Origin of the sequence: Variovorax sp. SPNA7 (assembly GCF_033807855.1) — a bacterium.
Classification (GTDB): Bacteria; Pseudomonadota; Gammaproteobacteria; order Burkholderiales; family Burkholderiaceae_C; genus Variovorax; species Variovorax beijingensis.
Genome location: NZ_CP138513.1, coordinates 1,082,326 through 1,101,167, shown reverse-complemented (window position 1 = coordinate 1,101,167; position 18,842 = coordinate 1,082,326). Strand labels below are relative to the sequence as shown.

Annotated in this window: 18 protein-coding genes; 5 read left to right on the top strand and 13 right to left on the bottom strand. The window is 68.5% G+C overall.

The window, feature by feature from the left end:
• Window position 1: 1 nt before the first annotated feature.
• From chvE to RZE77_RS04955, 3 genes are read right to left on the bottom strand one after another with little or no spacing between them, the layout of a single operon-like run.
• Entirely contained in the window at window positions 2-1,072 is a 1,071-nt protein-coding gene (gene chvE, locus RZE77_RS04965; protein ID WP_319440947.1) for a multiple monosaccharide ABC transporter substrate-binding protein, read from the bottom strand.
• 12 nt (window positions 1,073-1,084) lie between these two features.
• On the bottom strand, window positions 1,085-2,050 hold the full coding sequence (locus RZE77_RS04960; protein WP_124960915.1) for an ABC transporter substrate-binding protein: 966 nt from the start codon (window positions 2,048-2,050) through the stop codon (window positions 1,085-1,087).
• Between the two features lie 59 nt (window positions 2,051-2,109).
• Complete coding sequence (locus RZE77_RS04955; RefSeq protein ID WP_319440946.1) at window positions 2,110-3,561, bottom strand: aldehyde dehydrogenase family protein; 1,452 nt, start codon at window positions 3,559-3,561, stop codon at window positions 2,110-2,112.
• Between the two features lie 156 nt (window positions 3,562-3,717).
• Here RZE77_RS04955 and RZE77_RS04950 point away from each other — a divergent pair, with 156 nt between their 5' ends.
• Window positions 3,718-4,677 carry a LysR family transcriptional regulator gene (locus RZE77_RS04950; RefSeq protein ID WP_012746191.1) on the top strand — a complete coding sequence of 320 codons (960 nt, stop codon included), beginning with the start codon at window positions 3,718-3,720 and terminating at the stop codon, window positions 4,675-4,677.
• On the opposite strand, the gene RZE77_RS04945 is transcribed toward RZE77_RS04950, so the two are convergent.
• Entirely contained in the window at window positions 4,678-5,454 is a 777-nt protein-coding gene (locus RZE77_RS04945) for an SDR family NAD(P)-dependent oxidoreductase (protein ID WP_319440945.1), read from the bottom strand. It lies immediately after the preceding gene.
• A gap of 137 nt (window positions 5,455-5,591) precedes the next feature.
• On the opposite strand from RZE77_RS04945, the gene RZE77_RS04940 reads away from it, so the two are divergent.
• A complete protein-coding gene (locus RZE77_RS04940) occupies window positions 5,592-6,530 on the top strand; it encodes an SMP-30/gluconolactonase/LRE family protein (protein ID WP_319440944.1) in 939 nt (312 codons plus the stop codon).
• Here the strand turns inward: RZE77_RS04940 and RZE77_RS04935 are convergent.
• From RZE77_RS04935 to RZE77_RS04925, 3 genes are read right to left on the bottom strand one after another with little or no spacing between them, the layout of a single operon-like run.
• Window positions 6,527-7,606: an aldose epimerase family protein gene (locus RZE77_RS04935; RefSeq protein ID WP_319440943.1), complete on the bottom strand. Its 1,080-nt coding sequence runs from the start codon at window positions 7,604-7,606 to the stop codon at window positions 6,527-6,529. The two genes, RZE77_RS04940 and RZE77_RS04935, sit on opposite strands and share 4 nt — an antisense overlap.
• Window positions 7,603-9,273, bottom strand: coding sequence for a Mur ligase (locus tag RZE77_RS04930; RefSeq protein WP_319440942.1), 1,671 nt, complete (start codon window positions 9,271-9,273; stop codon window positions 7,603-7,605). Before RZE77_RS04930 ends, RZE77_RS04935 begins: the two co-directional genes overlap by 4 nt.
• 60 nt (window positions 9,274-9,333) lie before the next feature.
• Window positions 9,334-10,209, bottom strand: coding sequence for a LysR family transcriptional regulator (locus tag RZE77_RS04925; RefSeq protein WP_307655140.1), 876 nt, complete (start codon window positions 10,207-10,209; stop codon window positions 9,334-9,336).
• 138 nt (window positions 10,210-10,347) lie between these two features.
• Here RZE77_RS04925 and RZE77_RS04920 point away from each other — a divergent pair, with 138 nt between their 5' ends.
• Window positions 10,348-11,328: a DMT family transporter gene (locus RZE77_RS04920; protein ID WP_319440941.1), complete on the top strand. Its 981-nt coding sequence runs from the start codon at window positions 10,348-10,350 to the stop codon at window positions 11,326-11,328.
• Here RZE77_RS04920 and RZE77_RS04915 read toward each other — a convergent pair.
• Both RZE77_RS04915 and RZE77_RS04910 read right to left on the bottom strand, forming a co-directional pair.
• Window positions 11,298-11,849: a GNAT family N-acetyltransferase gene (locus RZE77_RS04915; RefSeq protein ID WP_319440940.1), complete on the bottom strand. Its 552-nt coding sequence runs from the start codon at window positions 11,847-11,849 to the stop codon at window positions 11,298-11,300. The two genes, RZE77_RS04920 and RZE77_RS04915, sit on opposite strands and share 31 nt — an antisense overlap.
• 1 nt (window position 11,850) lies before the next feature.
• On the bottom strand, window positions 11,851-12,438 hold the full coding sequence (locus RZE77_RS04910; protein ID WP_319440939.1) for a helix-turn-helix domain-containing protein: 588 nt from the start codon (window positions 12,436-12,438) through the stop codon (window positions 11,851-11,853).
• Window positions 12,439-12,599: 161 nt separating this feature from the next.
• Here RZE77_RS04910 and RZE77_RS04905 point away from each other — a divergent pair, with 161 nt between their 5' ends.
• Window positions 12,600-12,917, top strand: a complete 318-nt coding sequence (locus RZE77_RS04905; RefSeq protein ID WP_319440938.1) for a hypothetical protein — start codon at window positions 12,600-12,602, stop codon at window positions 12,915-12,917.
• A gap of 10 nt (window positions 12,918-12,927) precedes the next feature.
• Here the strand turns inward: RZE77_RS04905 and RZE77_RS04900 are convergent, their stop codons facing one another.
• The 3 genes from RZE77_RS04900 to RZE77_RS04890 all read right to left on the bottom strand — a co-directional run bounded on the left by RZE77_RS04900 (window position 12,928) and on the right by RZE77_RS04890 (window position 17,316).
• The gene (locus RZE77_RS04900; protein ID WP_319440937.1) at window positions 12,928-14,577 is read right to left on the bottom strand and encodes an alpha/beta fold hydrolase; all 1,650 of its coding nucleotides are present in this window, start codon (window positions 14,575-14,577) and stop codon (window positions 12,928-12,930) included.
• A gap of 43 nt (window positions 14,578-14,620) precedes the next feature.
• On the bottom strand, window positions 14,621-15,880 hold the full coding sequence (locus RZE77_RS04895; protein WP_319440936.1) for a putative Na+/H+ antiporter: 1,260 nt from the start codon (window positions 15,878-15,880) through the stop codon (window positions 14,621-14,623).
• Between the two features lie 113 nt (window positions 15,881-15,993).
• Entirely contained in the window at window positions 15,994-17,316 is a 1,323-nt protein-coding gene (locus RZE77_RS04890) for a lytic murein transglycosylase (protein WP_319440935.1), read from the bottom strand.
• 146 nt (window positions 17,317-17,462) lie between these two features.
• On the opposite strand from RZE77_RS04890, the gene RZE77_RS04885 reads away from it, so the two are divergent.
• A complete protein-coding gene (locus RZE77_RS04885) occupies window positions 17,463-17,792 on the top strand; it encodes a four-helix bundle copper-binding protein (protein ID WP_319440934.1) in 330 nt (109 codons plus the stop codon).
• A 29-nt stretch (window positions 17,793-17,821) separates the two neighbouring features.
• Here RZE77_RS04885 and RZE77_RS04880 read toward each other — a convergent pair whose 3' ends face one another.
• Complete coding sequence (locus RZE77_RS04880; RefSeq protein WP_319440933.1) at window positions 17,822-18,751, bottom strand: LysR substrate-binding domain-containing protein; 930 nt, start codon at window positions 18,749-18,751, stop codon at window positions 17,822-17,824.
• Window positions 18,752-18,842: the final 91 nt, after the last annotated feature.

The window sequence follows — 18,842 nt, the reverse complement described above, 5'->3', positions numbered from 1 at the left end:
CTCACTTGACCTGGCTTTCCTTGTAGTAGCCGCTGTCGACCAGCACCTGCTTCCAGTTGCCGCCGTCCACGCTCACGGGCTTGAGCAGGTACGAGGGCACCACCTTGATGCCGTTGTTGTAGGTCTTGGTGTCGTTCACCTCGGGCGTCTTGCCCGACAGCATGGCGTCTGCCATGGCCACCGTGACCTTGGCCAGCTCGCGCGTGTCCTTGAACACGGTCGAGGTCTGCTCCTTGCGCAGGATCGACTTGACCGAAGGAATCTCCGCGTCCTGGCCCGAGACAATGGGCATCGGCTGCGACGCCGAGCCGTAGCCCACGCCCTTGAGCGACGAGAGAATGCCGATCGACAGCCCGTCGTACGGCGACAGCACCGCATCGACGCGGTCCTTGCTGTAGTAGGCCGACAGCAGGTTGTCCATGCGCGCCTGCGCCACCGCGCCGTCCCAGCGCAGCGTGCCGACCTTGTCCATGCCCATCTGCTTGCTGCGCACCACCAGCTTGCCGCTCTTGATGTACGGGTCCAGCACCGACATGGCGCCGTTGTAGAAGAAGAAGGCGTTGTTGTCGTCCGGCGAGCCGCCGAACAGCTCGATGTTGAACGGGCCCTTGCCGCTCTTCAGCCCGAGCGCCGCCTCGATCGACTGCGCCTGCAGCACGCCGACCTGGAAGTTGTCGAAGGTGGCGTAGTAGTCGACGTTCTTCGAGCCCTTGATGAGCCGGTCGTAGGCGATGACCTTCACGCCCTTGTCGGCGGCCTTCTGCAGCACGTCGGACAGCGTGGTGCCGTCGATGGCCGCGATGACCAGCACCTTGGAGCCTTTGGTCACCATGTTCTCGATCTGCGCGAGTTGGTTGGGGATGTCGTCGTCAGCGTACTGCAGGTCGGTCTTGTAGCCCTTTTCCTTGAAGTACTTGACCATGTTGGCGCCATCGGCGATCCAGCGGGCCGACGACTTGGTCGGCATCGAGATGGCGATCGGGCCCTTGTCCTGCGCATGCGCGAGCGGCGCGATGCCGGCGACGGCCAGTGCGATGCCTGCGAGCGAGGCCTTGAGGAAGTTGCGTTTCATGGGTGTTCGCTCTCAGTACTTGCGGTTGGGAAACTCTTTGGCGGCGACTTCCATCGGGAAAATCGTCTCCTCGGTCACGATGCGCTTGGGCAGCGGCTTGCCGGCCTTGATGTCCTTCACGGCGCTCATCAGCTGGGGGCCGAGCAGCGGGCTGCATTCGACCGACACGTTGAGCTTGCCGGCGATCATGGCTTCGAAGGCGCCCTTGACGGCATCGATGGAGATGATCGTGATGTCCTTGGCCGGCTTCAGGCCCGCTTCCTCGATGGCCTGGATCGCGCCGATGGCCATGTCGTCGTTGTGCGCGTAGAGCACGTTGATCTTCTTGCCCTCGGCCTTCAGGAAGGCTTCCATCACTTCCTTGCCCTTGGCGCGCGTGAAGTCGCCGGTCTGCGAGCGCACGATCTTGAACTTGGGGTCGGCCTTGATGATTTCCTCGAAGCCCTTCTTGCGGTCGATGGCCGGTGCCGAGCCCACGGTGCCCTGCAGCTCGACGATGTTCACGTCGCCCTTCTGGTCCTTCATCTTCTCGACCAGCCAGCGGCCCGCCTTGCGGCCTTCCTCGACGAAGTCGGAGCCCATGAAGGTCACGTAGAGCGAGTCGTCCTTGGTGTTCACCGAGCGGTCGGTCAGCACCACCGGGATCTTGGCGGCCTTGGCTTCGCGCAGCACGGTTTCCCAGCCCGATTCGACCACCGGCGAGAAGGCGATCACGTCCACCTTCTGCGCGATGAACGAGCGGATCGCCTTGATCTGGTTTTCCTGCTTCTGCTGCGCGTCGGAGAACTTGAGCTCGATGCCGGCTTCCTTGGCCGACGACTTGATCGACTCGGTGTTGGCGGTGCGCCATTCGCTCTCGGCGCCCACCTGGCTGAAGCCGAGCACGATCTTCTTCTGCGCCAGCGCGGTGGCGGGCAGGAGGCCGCCGAGCGAGGCGGCGGCGAGCGCGATATTGAGGGTGCGGCGATTGAGTTTCATGGGATGTCTCCTTCTTTCTGAGTGCTTGCTTGCTTGCTGATGAAAACCGTCCGTGGTGGTCAGGCCAGCATGTAGCCGGTCTTGACCGTCGTGTAGAACTCCGCGGCGTGGCGCCCTTGTTCGCGCGGCCCGTAGCCCGACCCCTTGCGCCCGCCGAAGGGCGCGTGGAAATCCACGCCCGCCGTCGGCAGGTTGACCATCGTCATGCCGACCTCGGCATGGCGCCTGAAATGCATCGCGTGCTTGAGCGAGTTGGTGCAGATGCCCGCGCTCAGGCCCGAAGGCGTGTCGTTGCACAGCGCCAGCGCCTCGTCGTAGTCGGCGGCGCGCAGCACGCAGGCCAGCGGGCCGAAGATTTCCTCGCGCGCGATGCGGTGCCCGGGCTGGGCCAGGAACAGTGCGGGGCTCATGTAGTGGCCGGCCGTGGCGCGCTGCAGCGGCTCGCCGCCCCACACGTGCTCGGCGCCCTCTTCGCGCGCAATGCCGACCCAGGCCAGGCTGCGCGCGAGGCGCTCTTCATCGACCAGCGGCCCGACGTCGATGCCGCGTTCGAGCGCATGGCCGATCTTCAGCGCCTTGAGCCGTTCGCGCAGCCGCGAGACGAAGGCATCGTGCACCGCGGCCTCGACGATCAGCCGGCTCGACGCCGTGCAGCGCTGGCCGTTGGAAAAGTAGGCGCCCTGCACCGCGCAGTCGACCGCATGGTCGATGTCGGCATCGGCCAGCACCACGAGCGCGTTCTTGCCGCCCATCTCGAGCTGCACCTTGGCGCGCCGCGCGGCGGCCGCCTGCAGGATGCGTTCGCCGTTGCGCGCCGAGCCGGTGAAGCTCAGGGCATCGACCAGCGGGCTGTCGACCAGCGCCTGGCCGGCCTCGCGGCCGCTGCCCATCACGAGGTTGAACACGCCCGCGGGCAGTGCGGCGCGGCTGATGATCTCGGCCAGCGTCCAGCCGCAGGCCGGCACCAGTTCGGCCGGCTTGAACACCACGCAGTTGCCATGCGCGAGCGCCGGCGCAATCTTGGTTGCCGGTACCGCCAGCGGCGAATTCCACGGCGTGATGAGCCCGGCCACGCCCACCGGCTCGCGCGTGACGTCGACCTGCACGCCCGCGCGCAGCGAGGCCATGTTCTCGCCACCGCCGCGCAGCGCCTCGCCCGCAAAGAACTTGAACACCTGCCCCGCGCGCGCCGCCTCGGCCACTGCCTCGGGCAGGGTCTTGCCGACTTCGCGCGCCAGCAGCAAGCCCAGCTCGTCCTTGCGCGCCAGGAGTTCGGTGCCGATGCGGTCGAGCACGTCGGCCCGGCGCTGCGGCGTGCTGTGGCTCCAGTGGGAAAAGGCATCGGCGGCCGCGCGGATGGCGGATTCGACCTGGCGGCGATCGGCGCGTGCGTATTCGGCCACCACTTCGCTGGTGTCCGAAGGATTGGCGCTCACACCGGTGGTCGCGCTGGTTTCCCAGCGGCCGTTGATGTATTGCCGCACGTTCTGATGGATCTCGCCGTGAATCACCTGCGCGCCGACCTTGTCTCTGGTTTTGGAAGTGCGGCGAGTCTATGAACAGAATTGATATCAATCCAATCATTTTTTCGACAAAATGCATATCAATCGCCGGATTCTGGAAAACCCTCTGAGCACAAAGCTTTAACAAACAACACCCCACGAGACATGACCAACTACAACCACTGGTTCATCCGCGCCCGCCTCAAGACGCGGCAGTTGCTCCTGCTGGTGGCGCTGGCGGAGGAAGGCAACATCCACCGCGCGGCCCAGGTGCTCAACATGACGCAGCCGGCCGCTTCCAAGCTGCTGAAGGACCTGGAAGACGTGCTGGAGGTGCCGCTGTTCGACCGGCTGCCGCGCGGCATGCGGCCCACCTGGTACGGCGAAACCATGATCCGCCATGCCCGCGTGGCGCTGGCCAGCCTGAACCAGGCGCACGACGAACTCACCGCGCTCAAGGCCGGCCGCTTCGGCCAGGTGGGCGTGGGCGCCATCACCGCGCCGGGCCTCACGCTGATGCCGCCCGCGGTGGCGATGGTGAAGCGCGAGCAGCCCGACCTGCGCGTGTCGCTCGAGATCGAGACCAGCGCGGTGCTGATCGAGCGGCTCGAGCAGGGCAAGCTCGACATCCTGGTGGCGCGGCTCTTCGCCGAGCACGACAAGTCGCAGTTGCGCTACGAAGCGCTGGCCGAGGAGCCGGTGTGCGCGCTGGTGCGCCCCGGCCATCCGCTCCTGGGCGTGAGCGGCCTCACGCTGCGCGACGTGGTGGGCGCCGGCTGGATCGTGCCGCCCGCGGGCAGCGTGCTGCGCCACCGCTTCGAGCTGATGTTCCAGGAGGAAGGCCTGGTGCCGCCGAACAACATCATCGAGAGCTCGGCCCTGCTCTTCATCACGCGCATGCTGCAGCAGAGCGACATGGTGGCCGTGCTCGCGACCGACGTGGCGCGCTACTACGCCGCGCACGGCATCGTGTCGCTGCTGCCGCTGGACATGCCCTGCCACATGGACGCCTTCGGCATCATCACGCGCACCGACCGGCTGCTGTCGCCGGCGGCCAAGGTGATGATGAAGGCGCTGAAGACCGCGAGCCTCAGCGTCTACGGCCGCAAACTTGAAATGGACTGATCAGGTCCAGCCCGCGTCCACGGTGAACTCCTGCGCGGTGCACATCTTCGCGTCGTCCGACGCGAGGAACAGCACCATGCGCGCGATGTCCTCGGGCATCAGCTTGTCGGGCAGGCACTGGTTGCGCTTGAGCGATTGCTCGCCCTCGTCGTCGAGCCAGAGCTGCACCTGCCGCTCGGTCATCACCCAGCCGGGCGACACGGTGTTGATGCGGATGCGGTCGCGGCCCAGTTCCACCGCCAGGCCGCGCGTGAGGCCGTTGACCGACGACTTGGCAATCGCATAGCAGGGGTAGCCCGAGCCCTTGGTCTGCCAGCCCGTGGAGCCCAGGTTGACCACCGAGCCGAAGCCCAGCCGCCGCATGCCCGGCACCACCGACTGGATCGCGAACAGCGCGGGCCGCTCGTTGATGGCCATGCGGTTGTCGTAGTAGTCGGGCGTGACCGATTCGAGCGTGTGGCGGTCGTCGCTCGCCACGTTGTTGACCAGCACGGCAAAGTCGCCGAGCTCGGCAGCCGCGTCGGCCACGGCCTGCTGCAGCGCGCCGATGTCGCGCACGTCGCAGGCGCGCCACCACGGCGCGGCATGGCCTTCCTGCGCGATGCGCTGCGCGAGCGCGGCGCTGGCGCCTTCGGCAATGTCGACGAAGGCCACGCGTGCGCCCTGCGCGGCGAATGCGGCCACAATCGCCGCGCCAATGCCGCTGCCGCCGCCGGTGACGAACACCGTGCGGCCCTTCAGGCTGGGATGGATCGAAAGCTGCGGGGAATCCTTCAAGATGGGTGTCTCCAGAGAGCTGGCCGTGACATTGCAAAATCAATATCACTTAATGCCAAATAGTTTAGTTTCTATTATCAATATGCCTTGATACGATCCGCCGCGTCAAGGACAGAGACAACAAAGGCGCAAAACAAATGACCCAGACCGGCCGCACCGCATCCACTCCCACGCCCCTTGGCGCGCCATCGATCCTCGGCCAGCCCGAGTGCCTGTGGCCCGCAGGCGCCACGCTCGGCGAGGGCACGCTGTGGTCGCCGCGCGAACGGGCGCTCTACTGGATCGACATCCTCGAAAGCCGCCTGTACCGGCTCGACCCGGCCAGCGGCGCGCGCCGCAGCTGGCAATTCGACGAGGAGATCACCGCGCTGGCCGAGCGCGCGGGCGCGCCGGGGCTGATCGTCACGATGCGCCGCGGCTTCGCCTTGTTCGACCCCGCGGTAGATGCGGCGCCGCGCTACCTGCACCAGCCCGAGCCCGACCGGCCCGGCAACCGCTTCAACGACGGCAAGTGCGACCGGCAGGGCCGCTTCTGGGGCGGCACCATGGACTTCGATTGCGTGGCGCCGACCGGCGCGCTCTACCGCTTCGACGCCGACGGCCGCTGCACGCGCCACGATGACGGCTTTGCGGTGACCAACGGGCCGACCTGGTCGCTCGACGAACGCACGATGTACTTCAACGCCACGGTCGAAGGCCGCGTGTATGCCTACGACTTCGACAGCGCAGCCGGCACCGTGGGCAACAAGCGGGTGTGGCTTCGCTTCGCAGAAGGCGACGGCCTGCCCGACGGCATGACGACCGACGCGGCCGGCCGCCTCTGGATCGCGCGCTGGGGTGGCCACTGCGTGAGCTGCCACGACCCGGTGAGCGGCGCCGAACTGTGCCGCATCGAACTGCCCGCAAGCAACGTCACGGACTGCGCCTTCGGCGGCGAGGACCTGTGCACGCTCTACATCAGCACCGCGCGCAGCGGGCTCACGGCCGAACAGCTCGAGGCCGAGCCGCTGGCCGGCGGGTTGTTCGCGGTGCGCATCGGCAGCCCCGGCCTGCTTGCGGCCGAGTTCGGCGGCTAGGCCAATGTGCCGAAGCGGTGCAGCGTGCTGCTGCTGAACACTTCGCCCGGCCGCAGCACCGTCGAAGGAAAGTCCGGCTGGTTCGGCGAATCGGGACAGTGCTGCGTTTCCAGGCACAGCCCGGCGCCGCGCCGCAAGCTCTCGCCATCGGCGCCGCGCAGGCTGCCGTCGAGGAAGTTGCCCGAATAGAACTGCACCGCCGGCTCGGTCGTGTGCACCTCCATCACGCGCCCTGATGGCGCATGCTCGAGCCGCGCCGCCAGCGCGAGGCCGGCCGGTTCGCGGTCGAGCACCCAGTTGTGGTCGTAGCCGCCGGCGATGCGCAGTTGCTCGTGCGCCGCATCGATGCGCTCGCCGATCGGCGTGGCCGCGCGGAAGTCGAACGGCGTTCCGGCCACCGGCGCGAGGCCGAGGGGAATCAGGCCTTCATCCACGGGGCAATAGCGGCTCGCGGGAATCGTGAGCCGATGGTCCAGCACCGCGCCCTCGCCCGCCAGGTTGAAGTAGTCGTGGTGGCTCAGGTTCAGCACGGTGGGCCGGTCGGTCACGGCGCGGTAGTCGATGCGCCAGCTGTTCTCGGTGCTGCTGAGCGCGTAGCGCACCGTCAGCTGCACTTCGCCCGGAAAGCCTTCTTCGCCGTCGGCGCTGGTGTAGCGAAGCTCGATCGCGATGTCGCCCGCCGCGCTGTCCGCCGGCACCGGCTCGATCTGCCAGAAGCGCGTGCCGAAGCCCTGGTGCCCGCCGTGCAGCGAGTTGGCGCCGTTGTTCAGCGGGAGCTGGTGCTGGGCGCCGTCGAGCGTGAAGCGGCCACCCGCGATCCGGTTCGCATAGCGCCCGACGATGGTGCCAAGGTGCGGATGCGGGCCCAGGTAGTCCGCGAGGCTCGGCAGGCCGAGCACGATGTTGGCGCTGTGGCCATGCCGGTCCGGCACGCGCAATGCGGTGACGATGCCGCCATGGTTGATGGCGCTCAGGCGCAGGCCCAAGCCGTTGTCCAGGGTGTATTCGGTCACGATGCGCCCGTCGGGCATGCGGCCGAATTCGCGGGTGGTGATGCTGCTGCTGTTGCTGTTCATCGACGGTGTTTCCAGTAGGCAATGAGCCCGGAGAGATAGTGCTCCACGTCGTCGATGCGCACGCGGAAGCTGTGGTGCTTGATGAAGAACGAACCGGCGATGCGGTCCGGGTTGCGGAAGAACATCGCGAGCTCGGGCCAGAAGTGGCCATTGGCCAGATAGCGCGCGCGGTGCTCGAGCGCGCGGTCGAACTTGGCGCGGTCGAAGCCTTCGAGCAGCGGGCGCAGCGCGGGGTCGGCGGCCAGGCGCTCCACCATCTCGCGCGCGGCCATCATCAGCTCGAGCAGGGTCGGGAAGGTGGTGATGCGCTCCAGCACGAAGTCCAGGTAGTCGGCCACGTTACGGAGGCCGAACTGGTAGTAGCGCGTTTCGGGCCGAACTCGTGTGAGCTCGTTGACGCAGTAGCTGAGCCAGTGGTCGTGCGCGCGCCAGTGCTCGGCGGCAATGAAATGCTCGAAGCCCTTCTCGACCACGGCGAGCCAGCGCTCGTCGCGCGTGAGCCCGTACAGGCGCATCAGGCCGAAGGCGGCTTCGCCGTCGTAGTAGATGACGCGGAAGGCGTCCTTCACTTCGAGCGAGGGGTAGTTGAGCACGTGCACGAAGCGTCCGCTGGCCGGGTCCTGCATGGCCTGGATGCCGAGCGCGAGCTGCTCCATCAGCGGCAGGTACTGCGGATCGCCCGTGAGCTCCGTGTACTTGACGAGGGCCAGCAGGCACACCGCGTTGCCGCCGAGCTTGATCTCGTCGCCGACGTCCAGCAGGTAGGCCGCGCGCGTGCCATCGGGCAGCTCGGCCTGGCGGATCAGTCGCTTCGTCAGCAGCGACAGCGAGCGGTCGATGGCCGCTTTCTGGCTGTCGCTGCGGGTCAGCTCCCAGGCCTCGAGCAGCGCATAGGTCGAGCTCGCGTGGCGCAGCGTGTTGTAGGTGGGGATCGCGCGGTCGAAGCACGGGAACCAGCCGTAGTGGAACTCGCCCGTGGGCTTGATCTGCGCCGCGAGATAGTCGCTCGCGCTGTCCACCAGGCTGCGCACCTGGCCGGCGCCCCACTCGGGCAGCGTGCGATAGCCCGCCGCCTGCCCCTTGGGGGTGATCGGCCACGCGCCTTCGGCGTCGGCATAGGCCGCGCGCGTGGTGAAGCACCACACCGGCGCCGCGTCGTCCTGCGGAAAATCGAGCTCGGCACCGAAGCGCCGCTTCGCATGAAGGCGCAGGTTGCCCGGATTGGGCTCGGCATGGCCCACCGTGCCGTTGTAGAAGACGGCGCTGCCGTTGATCTCCGGCGCGAGCAGCGCCACGTCGAACTTCGCGTCGAAGGACACGCCCAGGTTGAAGTAGTTGCGCTTGGTGCGCGCCAAGCGGGCCTTCAGCGCGCCCCAGTTCATCGGCTCGACCTGGTCGACCAGCTCCACGCGCACGCGGCGCGGCTGCATGCCGATGCGCTGCACGAGCGCAATCGCCGCATCGCTGGCCTGTTGCCAGGCCTGCTCGGTGGTTTCGGCGCGCCCGGCGACCACGCGCGCACGGCTCGTGCCGTCGCCTATCGCAATCAGCACCACGCAGCCGGCCTCGGGCGTGGCGGCGGCGCCGGGCAGCGTGCCGTCCGGAGCGGCCAGGAGCTGCCTGGCGCGGTTCAACAGATCGATGGGGAAAGTCGGTTCTTGGGTCATGCAGGCGCGAATGATGACAGGCCGTGCGCGCTCCGCAAATCGGCGGCCCTTGCCTGCCGCTCAGGCCCAGGTTTCGAGCACCGCGCTGCGCACCGCCTCGACGGCGCTCGCGTGCCGGCCTTCGGCTGCGAGCCAGCAGAGCCAGGTGCGCGAGCGCCAGCCGTTCCAGATCGCGAGCTCGCCGTTGCGCTGGCCCTGCTCGGCCTGGTCGAGCCGCAGCAGGCCCGCGCCCATGCCGCTGGCGACCATGCTGCGCACCGCGCTTTCGCTGTCGGCCGTGCGGCCCTGCCGGTAGTCGCGGCCGGCGCCCGCGAAGAGCTTCTCGAGGTGCGTGCGCAGGATGCACGAGGGCGGCGTTCCCACCCACGGCAGGCGGGTGAGCTCGTCGAGCGTGAGGCCCGGGTGGGCCTCGGAAAGCGGCAGCGGCAGCGTCACCACAAGTTCGACCGGAACGAGGCGCAGCAGCTCCATGCCTTCGACCTGCTCGCTGTCGCTGAGCGCGTAGGCGCAGTCGAGCTCGCCGCGCTGCACCGCTGCCAGCGTCTCGAACGACAGGCCCTGCCGCAGCTGCAGCGTGACCTGCGGATGGCGCTCGGCGAGCTTGACCAGCACCTCGCCGAGCCTGAGCGCCACCGGGTCGACCACGGTGCCGAAACGCACCACGCCCTGCGCCGCGCCGCGCAGCTGCTCGGCGGCCGAGCGCATGCGCATGGCCGAGGCCAGCGTGCGCTCGGCTTCCTCGAGCAGGCTGCGGCCGGCCTGCGTGGGCACCATGCCGCGCGGCGTGCGCTCGAACAGCTTCACGCCCAGTTCGTCCTCCAGCGCCTTGAGCTGTGCGCTGACGGCCGGGGCGCTGGTGAACACGCGCTCGGCGGCGCGGGTGAGGCTGCCCTCCTTCGCAATGGCGACGAAGGTCTTCAGTTGGTAGAGCTCCATGGCGCAAATTGTGAGCGCTGGCGCGGCCTGCGTCCCTTCGTTTTTTTGGAGCGCCCGGTCCAAAGAAGCGAATGGCCGCGCGGCGTGGAAAAGCCGAAGCTTGGCGCCATCGATCCAATGCAACGAGGCCCGCACACCATGTCCACCGCCAATCCACGCCCGCTCGGCATTGCCGCGCTGCTGCTCGCCACCTCCGGGTGGGGCGCCATGTTCCTTGTCGGCAAGGACGTTCTGCACCACGTCGAACCCGTGTGGCTCACGCTGATCCGCTACAGCATGTCGGCCCTGCTGTTCGCCGCGCTGCTGCTGCCGCGCGGCGCGGCGCCCTGGCGCAAGCTCCGTCTGCACGCGCTGCCGCTGGCATTGCGCGGCGCCGCGGGCTTCGGCGTCTTCAGCGTGATGCTGTTCGTCGGGCTCGCGCATTCGGTGCCCTCGCACGGCGCGGTGATCGTGGCCACCACGCCCATGACCACGCAACTGATGCGCTGGGCCTTCGACGGCGTGCGGCCCGCGCGGCTGGCGTTGCTGGCAACGGCGCTGGCGCTCGCGGGCGTCGCCATGGTGTCGGGCCTGCTGTTCGGTGGCGCCTCGTCGGCCGGCTCGACGCTCTTCGGCGATGCGGTGGCCTTTGCCGGCACGCTGGGCTGGATCTGGTACACGCGCGGCGCGGCGCGCTTTCCCGCGCTCGACGTGGTCGAGTATTCGGCCCTCACGGTGCTGGCTTCCTGGCCGCTGCTGCTGGCGGGCGCGCTGCTCGCCACCGCCTTCGGCGCGAGCCACGCACCCAGTGCGGAGGGCCTGCGCCTGTCGTGGCACGCGCTGCTGTTCGTGGGCCTGGTGCCGTCCGCCATCTCCGTGCTGGCCTTCAACTACGGCGTTCGCACGCTGGGCGCCGTCACCGGCACGGCGTTCCTGAATTTCGTTCCGGTGTCGGCCTTGCTGATGGGCGTTGCGCTGGGCAAGCTGCCCTCGGCCAACGAGCTGGCCGGCATGGCGATGGTGGTCGGCGGACTGCTGCTGCATACGGCCGCGAGCCGCAGGGCGGCGGCCGCACCCGCAGCGCGCGCCGCGGGCGGCAACACCGCAGGCTACCGCGCCTGCGGCGCCAGCGCGCGATAGAAGTAGGTGGTGTCGCAGGGCGCGCCGCCGGGCAGCAGCGCATAGCCTGGAATCACGCCGACGCGGGTCCAGCCGAGCCGGGCATAGAGCCGCTCGGCCTCGGCGCTGGAGGTGTCGAGCACGAGCAGGCTCTTTCCGTGCTCGTGCGCGAGCTGCTCGGCGGCCTGCATCAGCAGCGCGCCGATGCCCTGGCGCCGGGCGCGCCGGTGCACGAGCATCTTCGAGACCTCGGCGCGGTGCGGCTGGTTCTCGGGCTGCCCGAGCACCAACTGCACGGTGCCGACGATGCCTTGCGCATCTTCCGCCACCAGCAACGCACGCTCGCCGCTTGCCACGCCTTCGGCCACGCGCTGCCAAAAGGCCTGGGCGCGCTCGGGCGTGAGCGGCAGCATGAAGCTGACCGAGGCGCCGCCTTCGACGCAGTCGACGAGCACGTCGGCCAGCTGCCGGACATGGACGTCGTCGACGCTGGAAAGAAGGCGGACGCGTGGCGCGGGGGTTGTTGCCGCAGTTTGGGTCATGTCATCTCCAGGAAGAGGGCGAGGTGGCGATCACGACGGCATAGCGCGCGATCTGCCGGGTGGGGTTGTAGTAGCTGGTGGGGCGGTCGAGCACCAGCGCCAGGCAGTCGCCCACGGCGAGCCGGTGGCGGTCGTCGCCGAGCGTGACTTCGATGCTTCCTTCGAGCACCCACACCTGCTGGTGAACCTGGGGTTCCCGCGGGCCGGTTTCGTAGGCCACGCGCGCCTTGGGCGGAAAAAGAATCTCGACGATGTGGATCGGCGATGCGGAGCCGCCGGGCGACACGTTGCGGCGCACATAGCCCGAATGCGGATCGCGCCATTGCGGCTGGTCGGCCAGCCGGGACACCGGCCCCGACGCGGGCACCGGCGCCTCGAACAACGACGCCAGCGGAACGCCGAGGCCGGTTGCGAGTTTTTCGAGCAGCACCGCCGTCGGGCTGCTTTCGCCGCGCTCGATGAGCGAGATCATCGAGCGGCTGACGCCGCAATGCGCCGCCAGCGCATCGAGCGAAAGGCCGCGGTCGGCGCGCAGGTCTCGCACGCGCTGCGCGATGCGGTCGTTGAGGCTGGGTGATTGGATTTCCATGATGTCGGAGGAATATCCAACATCATGGATGAGAAGTCAAGCGGCGGCGCGCGACCGAACCGACTGGATCGGTCGATATCATGCGGCGAATGAGCCAGGGCAACTGGCCAATCAAAGGGAGAACGATGTCATCTGCACTTCTTCAAAGGCGAGGCACTGCGATGAAGGCGGGCTGGCGACTCGGTTTGCATGTCGCGCTATGGGTCGTTGCCTCGCCGCTGGTTCAGGTGCTGGCAGGCTCCGTCGGGAGCAGCGCGTTCTCTTCATTGGGAGAGTTCGCGCCGATGCTTACGCTCTTCATCGAAGTTTCGATCCTCCTGCCTTGGGCCGCATGGATCTATTGGCGCTGTGTGCCTCATGCGCCGGGGGTGGGCCGCCGGATCGTGTACGCCGTCGCCTTTGTGTGCGTGCTCTGGGGCGCCGGCTATGCGGCTCTTTGGGCAACCTGGTTTCTCGCCACCATGCTGTTTGGAGCGTAGAAGGCGCGCTTCATTCTTTCGGCCTCGACGACGCCTCCCACGAATCAGGCGTGGTCGCGACCAGCTCCTTGAGGTTGGACCAGGGCTTTGCGCCCGGCACGGTGATGCCGCCCGTGATCGCGACCTTCGCGAAGGCGATCATCCGCTCGCGCAGGTACTGCCTGTCGCTCTCGGGCCAGGTCTCGATCGAATGAGGTGCGCGGGCCACCACGATTTCGCGTGCACCGCGAATGCGATCGTAGGCGGCCACGGTGCCTTCCAGTGTTTCGGCGCGGTCCCACAGGCCCTTGCCGAAGAAGGCGGCCGGCCACTTGTGCATGCCTGCGAGCGGCGCCGAGTTCGGATAGAAAAGGATGTGATGGTCCGCCGCCATGCCGCCAAGGAACAGGTTGCGGTCGGCCAGGTCGGGCGATGCGGGCAGGTAGCCCGCGCCGCTCGCGAAGGACGCCAACAAAATGGCGCCCTTGATGTTCGAGAGCCCCTTGGGCGGCTGGCATTCGGGCACCGGCATGTCGTAGCTGCACGCGCCCGAGAAGTTCTTGGCCATGGCCCATGCGGTCGACATCGAGCCGCGCGAATAGCCGCCGAGCAGGATCGGAATGCGCGTCGACTTCATGCCGCCCAGCAGCTTGCCGGCCGCCTCCTCGCCTTCAAGCACGCGGCCATCGGGCGCGAGCAGCCGCAGGCCGTGGCCGGTGTCGAACTGCGCGAGCACGCGAAACACATCCTCGCCCTGCTCCAGCGTGTGGGTGTCGCTGAATCCGCCGGAGATGCCCTCGCCGCGCCGGTCGTAGGCCAGCACGTCGAAGCCCGCCTGGTTGAGCGCATCGAGGTTCTCGCGCCACCAGCGCTGGCCCATGGTCTCGGTGGTGGCATTCGGGAACTTGACGTCGACCGCCCTGCCCGTGGCCGGGTCGATGCGGTAGGGCTTTTCGTCGGGGTGCTGGATCGCGGTGAGCTGCCCGCCGCCGCCCGGCGCCATGACCACCAACGCGCGCATCCTGCCGCCCTTGCCATCGTCGACACCGCGCCCTTCGATGTACCAGCCGCGCAGCTTGACCGGATCGGCCATCTTGAGGTCGATGCGCTCGAAGCTGTCGCGCGGCACGGTGAACTCGACCACGAAGGTGCCGGCATCGGCGCGCGCAATCGCCTCGGCATAGGGCGCCTTGGCGAAGAAGGCCGGGCGCCGGATCTGCCGCAGGTCGACAAGCCCTTCCGGATCGATCCTGCCGGAGGGATCGACCACGCCGGTCGAACGCGTCGCGCGCGCCTTGTTCGGCGGCAGCCAGCGCTGCATCTGCGCATCGATGCGCGCGAAGCAGGCGGCATCGGCCTTGCATGCGCGCCAGCGCTCCTTCAGCCGCGCATCGGTGAATTCGTCGACGTGGTAGTCGCTTCCGGCATAGCCCGCGGGCGGACGGTAGGCGTTGACGCCGAGCGGCACGCAGACGGTGCGGCCATCGGCTTGTGGCAGCCGGTAGCCGGGCAGCTCGTGGTTGCGGTCGACGCCCACCCACGCGCGGCAATCGGTGGGCGGCGGCGCTGTCCGCGCGCTCCTGGATGAAACAGCATCGCCATGCGAAGCGCAGCCGCCGATGGCCAGGGCCGCCGCGAGCACCGCACCTGCGGCCGGGCCCATGCGAAAGAACGTGCGCATGCTTTCGTCTCCTTTCGACCCCGCGCCCCGCGCGGTTTCATCGCTACAACAGCATGAAGGCCGCGGCCGCCACGAGCGTGGGCCCGAGCGCGCCCAGCAGCAGTCCGCCAGCACCGATGGTCTCGTCGGAGAAGCCGCTCTTGAGCAGCGCGACGCCCGCGGGATTGGGCGCGTTGGCAATCACCGTCAGGCCGCCGCCGGCCACCGCGCCGGCCACGAGCATGTACTTCGATTCGTCCGAGATGTTCGTGATCAGCGAGCCCAGGTAGGTGAGCGCCGCGTTGTCGGTGATGGCCGTGAGGCCCAGCGCACCGAAGAACAAGGCCAGCGGCTCCAGGCTGGAGACGACCGGCTCCAGCCACCAGCGCTGCATGCCGCCGAGCACCACCAGCCCGGCCAGGAAGAAACCGACGAGCAGCGCCTCCTTGATGATCAGCGGACTCTGGTGGCGCTCGTAGGCCTGCGCGAACCCGAGGAACATCAGGAAGAGCCCGAGGAACGCCACCGGATGATGCGCGAACAGCACGATGCCGGCCAGCAGCACGAGGTGCGTCAGGGCCACGGCGAGCGGCACGGGTGCTTCGGAGAGCGCCGCGTCCGCGGCCGATGCGGCGGGCAGGTGCTTGCGCAGCACGAAGGTGGCCACCGTGGCGTTGACGAGCACGGCCACCGCAGCCTTCCAGCCGAAGGTGGCGAGCATGAAGGCGCTGTCCCATTGCCAGGTCGAGGCCACCATGAGCACCGGCGGCGCGGCGTACGACGTGAGCGTGCCGCCGATCGACACGTTGACGAACAGCACGCCCAGCGCAAGGTACTTCACGGCTTCGGGCACCTTCGGCCTGAAGATCTGCGGCGCGAGCATGAGCGCCGCAATGGTCATGGCCGCGGGCTCGGTGACGAGCGAGCCCAGCAGCGGCACGGCCGCCAGCCCGAGCCATGCCGCCGCAACGGGCGTGGGCAGCGGCAGCACGCGCGCAATGAGGCTCACGCCCGACATGACGGTGCGCAGCACGGGCCGCGAGGCAGCCACCACCATGACGACGAAGACGAACAGGGGCTCGGTGTAGTTGCGCGACTCCGCATAGCCGAGTGCCTGCTCGCCGCCGGCCAGCAGGGCCATCGCAAGCACGAGCACGATGGCCCAGAAGCCGAAGACGACTTCCACCTCGCCCAGCAGGTGGAACAGGCCGGCGTGCCGGGGGAAGCGGTGCGACAGCCGCTCGAACTGCTTGGCGGCAAAGGTGTGGATGAGCGCCACGGCAAAGATGGCTGCGGCAACGTACTGGATGGTGGGCTCTTGCATGGGGGGATGACGTGACTGATCCGCGTGGCGGCCCGACCATCGCATGAACCTGCGGCGCCGCAAACAAGAAGCAAGCGGCCCCGCACCCGGCCCCAGTTTAATGGGCCCGCTGGCTAGGGCTGCTGCTGCAGTCGCTGCAGCAGCTCCGCGCTCGGATAGCCGTCCGCGGGCAGGCCGACGCTGCGCTGGTAGCGGCGCAGGCCTTCGCGCGTGGCGGGGCCCATGACGCCATCGGCCGCACCAGTGGCAAAGCCACGCTGGGTGAGCGCGGTCTGCAGTTCGGCGATCTGGCTGCGCGAGAGCGCCGACAGGCTTCTTGGCCATGGCGCCTGCACGTCGGGGCCGCCGCCGAGGCGCTGCGCGAGCAGGCCCACGGCGAGCGCGTAGTTGGTCGAGTTGTTGTAGCGCAGCACGGCACGGAAGTTCGGCCCGACCAGGAAGGCCGGCCCCTGCGCGCCCGCGGGCAGCAGCACCGAGCCGTCGGCAAACTCCGGCAGCGGCTGGTCGTCCATCGCCTTGATTCCCTCGGCCGCCCACTGCGCGCTCGGTTGCCGCACGGCCATGTCGGCGCGGCCGTAGTCGAAGCCCGCCGGCAGCCTGACCTCCACGCCCCATGGCATGCCGGCCTGCCAGCCCGAGCGCGAGAGAAAGTTGGCCGTCGAGGCCACCACGTCGGGCATGCTGCCCCAGATGTCGCGCCGCCCGTCGCCATCGGCATCCACCGCGTAGGCCAGGAAGTTCGAGGGCAGGAACTGGGTCTGGCCCATGGCGCCCGCCCAGGAGCCGATCATGCGGTCGCGCGCGATGTCGCCGCTGTCGAGGATCTTCAGCGCCGCGAGCAGCTCGCGGCGCGCCCAGTCTTCGCGCCGGCCCTCGAAGCCGAGCGTGGCCAATGCATCGATGACCGGCGTGCTGCCGTAGTTGCCGCCGTAATTGCTTTCCATGCCCCAGATGGCGACAACGATGGTGCCCGGCACGCCATAGCGTGCGGCGGCCGCATCGGCTTCGGCGCGGACCTGCTGCAGCTTGTCCTGGCCCGTGGCAATGCGCTGGGGCGAGACGGTGTTGTCGAGGTAGTCCCAGACCGTGCGCGTGAACTCGGGCTGGGCGCGGTCCAGCTCGATCACCCGCGGAAGGAACTGCACCTGGTCGAAGGCGCTTTGCAAGGTGGCCTCGCGGATGCCGGATGCGCGCGCGGTGGCGCGAAAGTCTGCCACCCATTTGGCGAAGCGCTGCTGCTCGAGCGCGGCGGCATCCGGGGCTGCGGGCGTGGGCGCAGTTGCAGGCCGCGCTCCCGCTGTGGAGCCCGGCGGCTGCGACGCCGCCGGCCCGGGCGGTGCGGACGCGCAGCCTGCGACCAGCGTTGCAATGGCTGCGGCCACAAGGGCGGGCCGGATGGTGGACTGCAGGAATGAAGTGCTGCTGGTTGGATGCATCCGCGGATTCTCACCCGTGCTGCACGGCGGCAAGCCGTTCTCACGCGCCGACGCGCCCCTTTCCTACAGCTGCGGTGGGTGGGCAGGCGAGCATGGGCCGTCAGCAGCAGCGAACTCCCGCGGCTCGAATCTCGAAGGGGACAGCCATGCCACATCAAACCTACGCCGCATGCATCGAGGCGTGCAACGGCTGCGCCACCGCATGCCATCACTGCGCCGCGTCATGCCTGAAGGAGCCCGACGTCCAGATGATGGCCCGGTGCATCGCGCTCGACATGGATTGCGCGGCCACCTGCCAGTTTGCCGCGGCCGCCATGGCGCGCGGCAGCGAACACGCGAAAGCCATCTGCGCGCTGTGCGCCGACATCTGCGAAACCTGCGGCGAGGAATGCGCCAGGCACAAGCACGAGCACTGCCAGGCCTGCGCCAAGGCATGCCGCGATTGCGCGGCCGCGTGCCGCGCCATGGCACGCTGAACGGCTGCGACCGACGCACGCGCGTCCGGCTATGCCTTGCCGGACGCCGCCTGCTGCGTGAATGAAAGCGCCAGGAAGTCGACGAAGGCCCGCACGCGCGCGGCCAGCTGGTGGCGCTGCGGATACACGGCGTAAATATCCGCATCGGGCGTGAAGTACTGCGGCAGCACCTGCACCAGGCGGCCGTTGCGCAGGTAGCGGTTGATGTCCCACTCGGCCCGCATCAGGATGCCGTGGCCTTCGAGCGCCCAGTTCACGGCAATCTCGCCGTCGTTGGTCGCGAGGCTGCCGCGCGTCTTGATCGATTCGGTGCGCGCATGGCGGCCTCGGCCGCTCGTCAGGCGCCAGACGCCGTAGGCTTCCTCGCCCTGGCGAATGCCGATGCAGTTGTGCCTGGCCAGGTCGTTCGGAACCTTTGGCATGCCGCGCGCCGCCAGGTAGGCGGGCGATGCGCACAGCAGCCGGCGGTTCGATGCGATGTGCCTTGCCACCACGCGGCTGTCCGGCGGCGCGCCGAAGCGCACGCAGACGTCGAACAGGTCTTCGCTCGGCGCCGGCGGATTGACCGACAGCTGCAGCTGCACCTCCACGGCCGGATGCTTGCGCACGAAGCGCGAGATCAGCGGCGCGACATGACTGCGCCCGAAGCCCAGCGTGGCGTTCACGCGCAGCAGGCCGCTGGGCGTGGCGCGCGACACGCCCAGCAGCTCCTCCATGCCGTCGATCTCGCCGAGGATCCGGCGCGCGTGCTCCAGGTACAGCTCGCCTTCGGGCGTGAGGCTCATGCGGCGCGTCGAGCGGTTGACCAGCAGCACGCCCGCGCGCGATTCCATCAGCGCCAGGTGCTTGCTGACCGCGGGCGTGGTGATGCCCAGCTCCCGCGCCGCGGCGCTCAGGCTCCCGGCGCTCGCCAGCGTGGAAAAGAAGCCGAGATCGGCCGGAAGAATGGCGCTGCTCATCGCGACTCCACTGTTGAACTCAGGTTAACGATGACTTCACTTTAGCGCCGATTCCGCGGGCTGCTGTTTCTTACAGTGGAAGCTCTTTTTC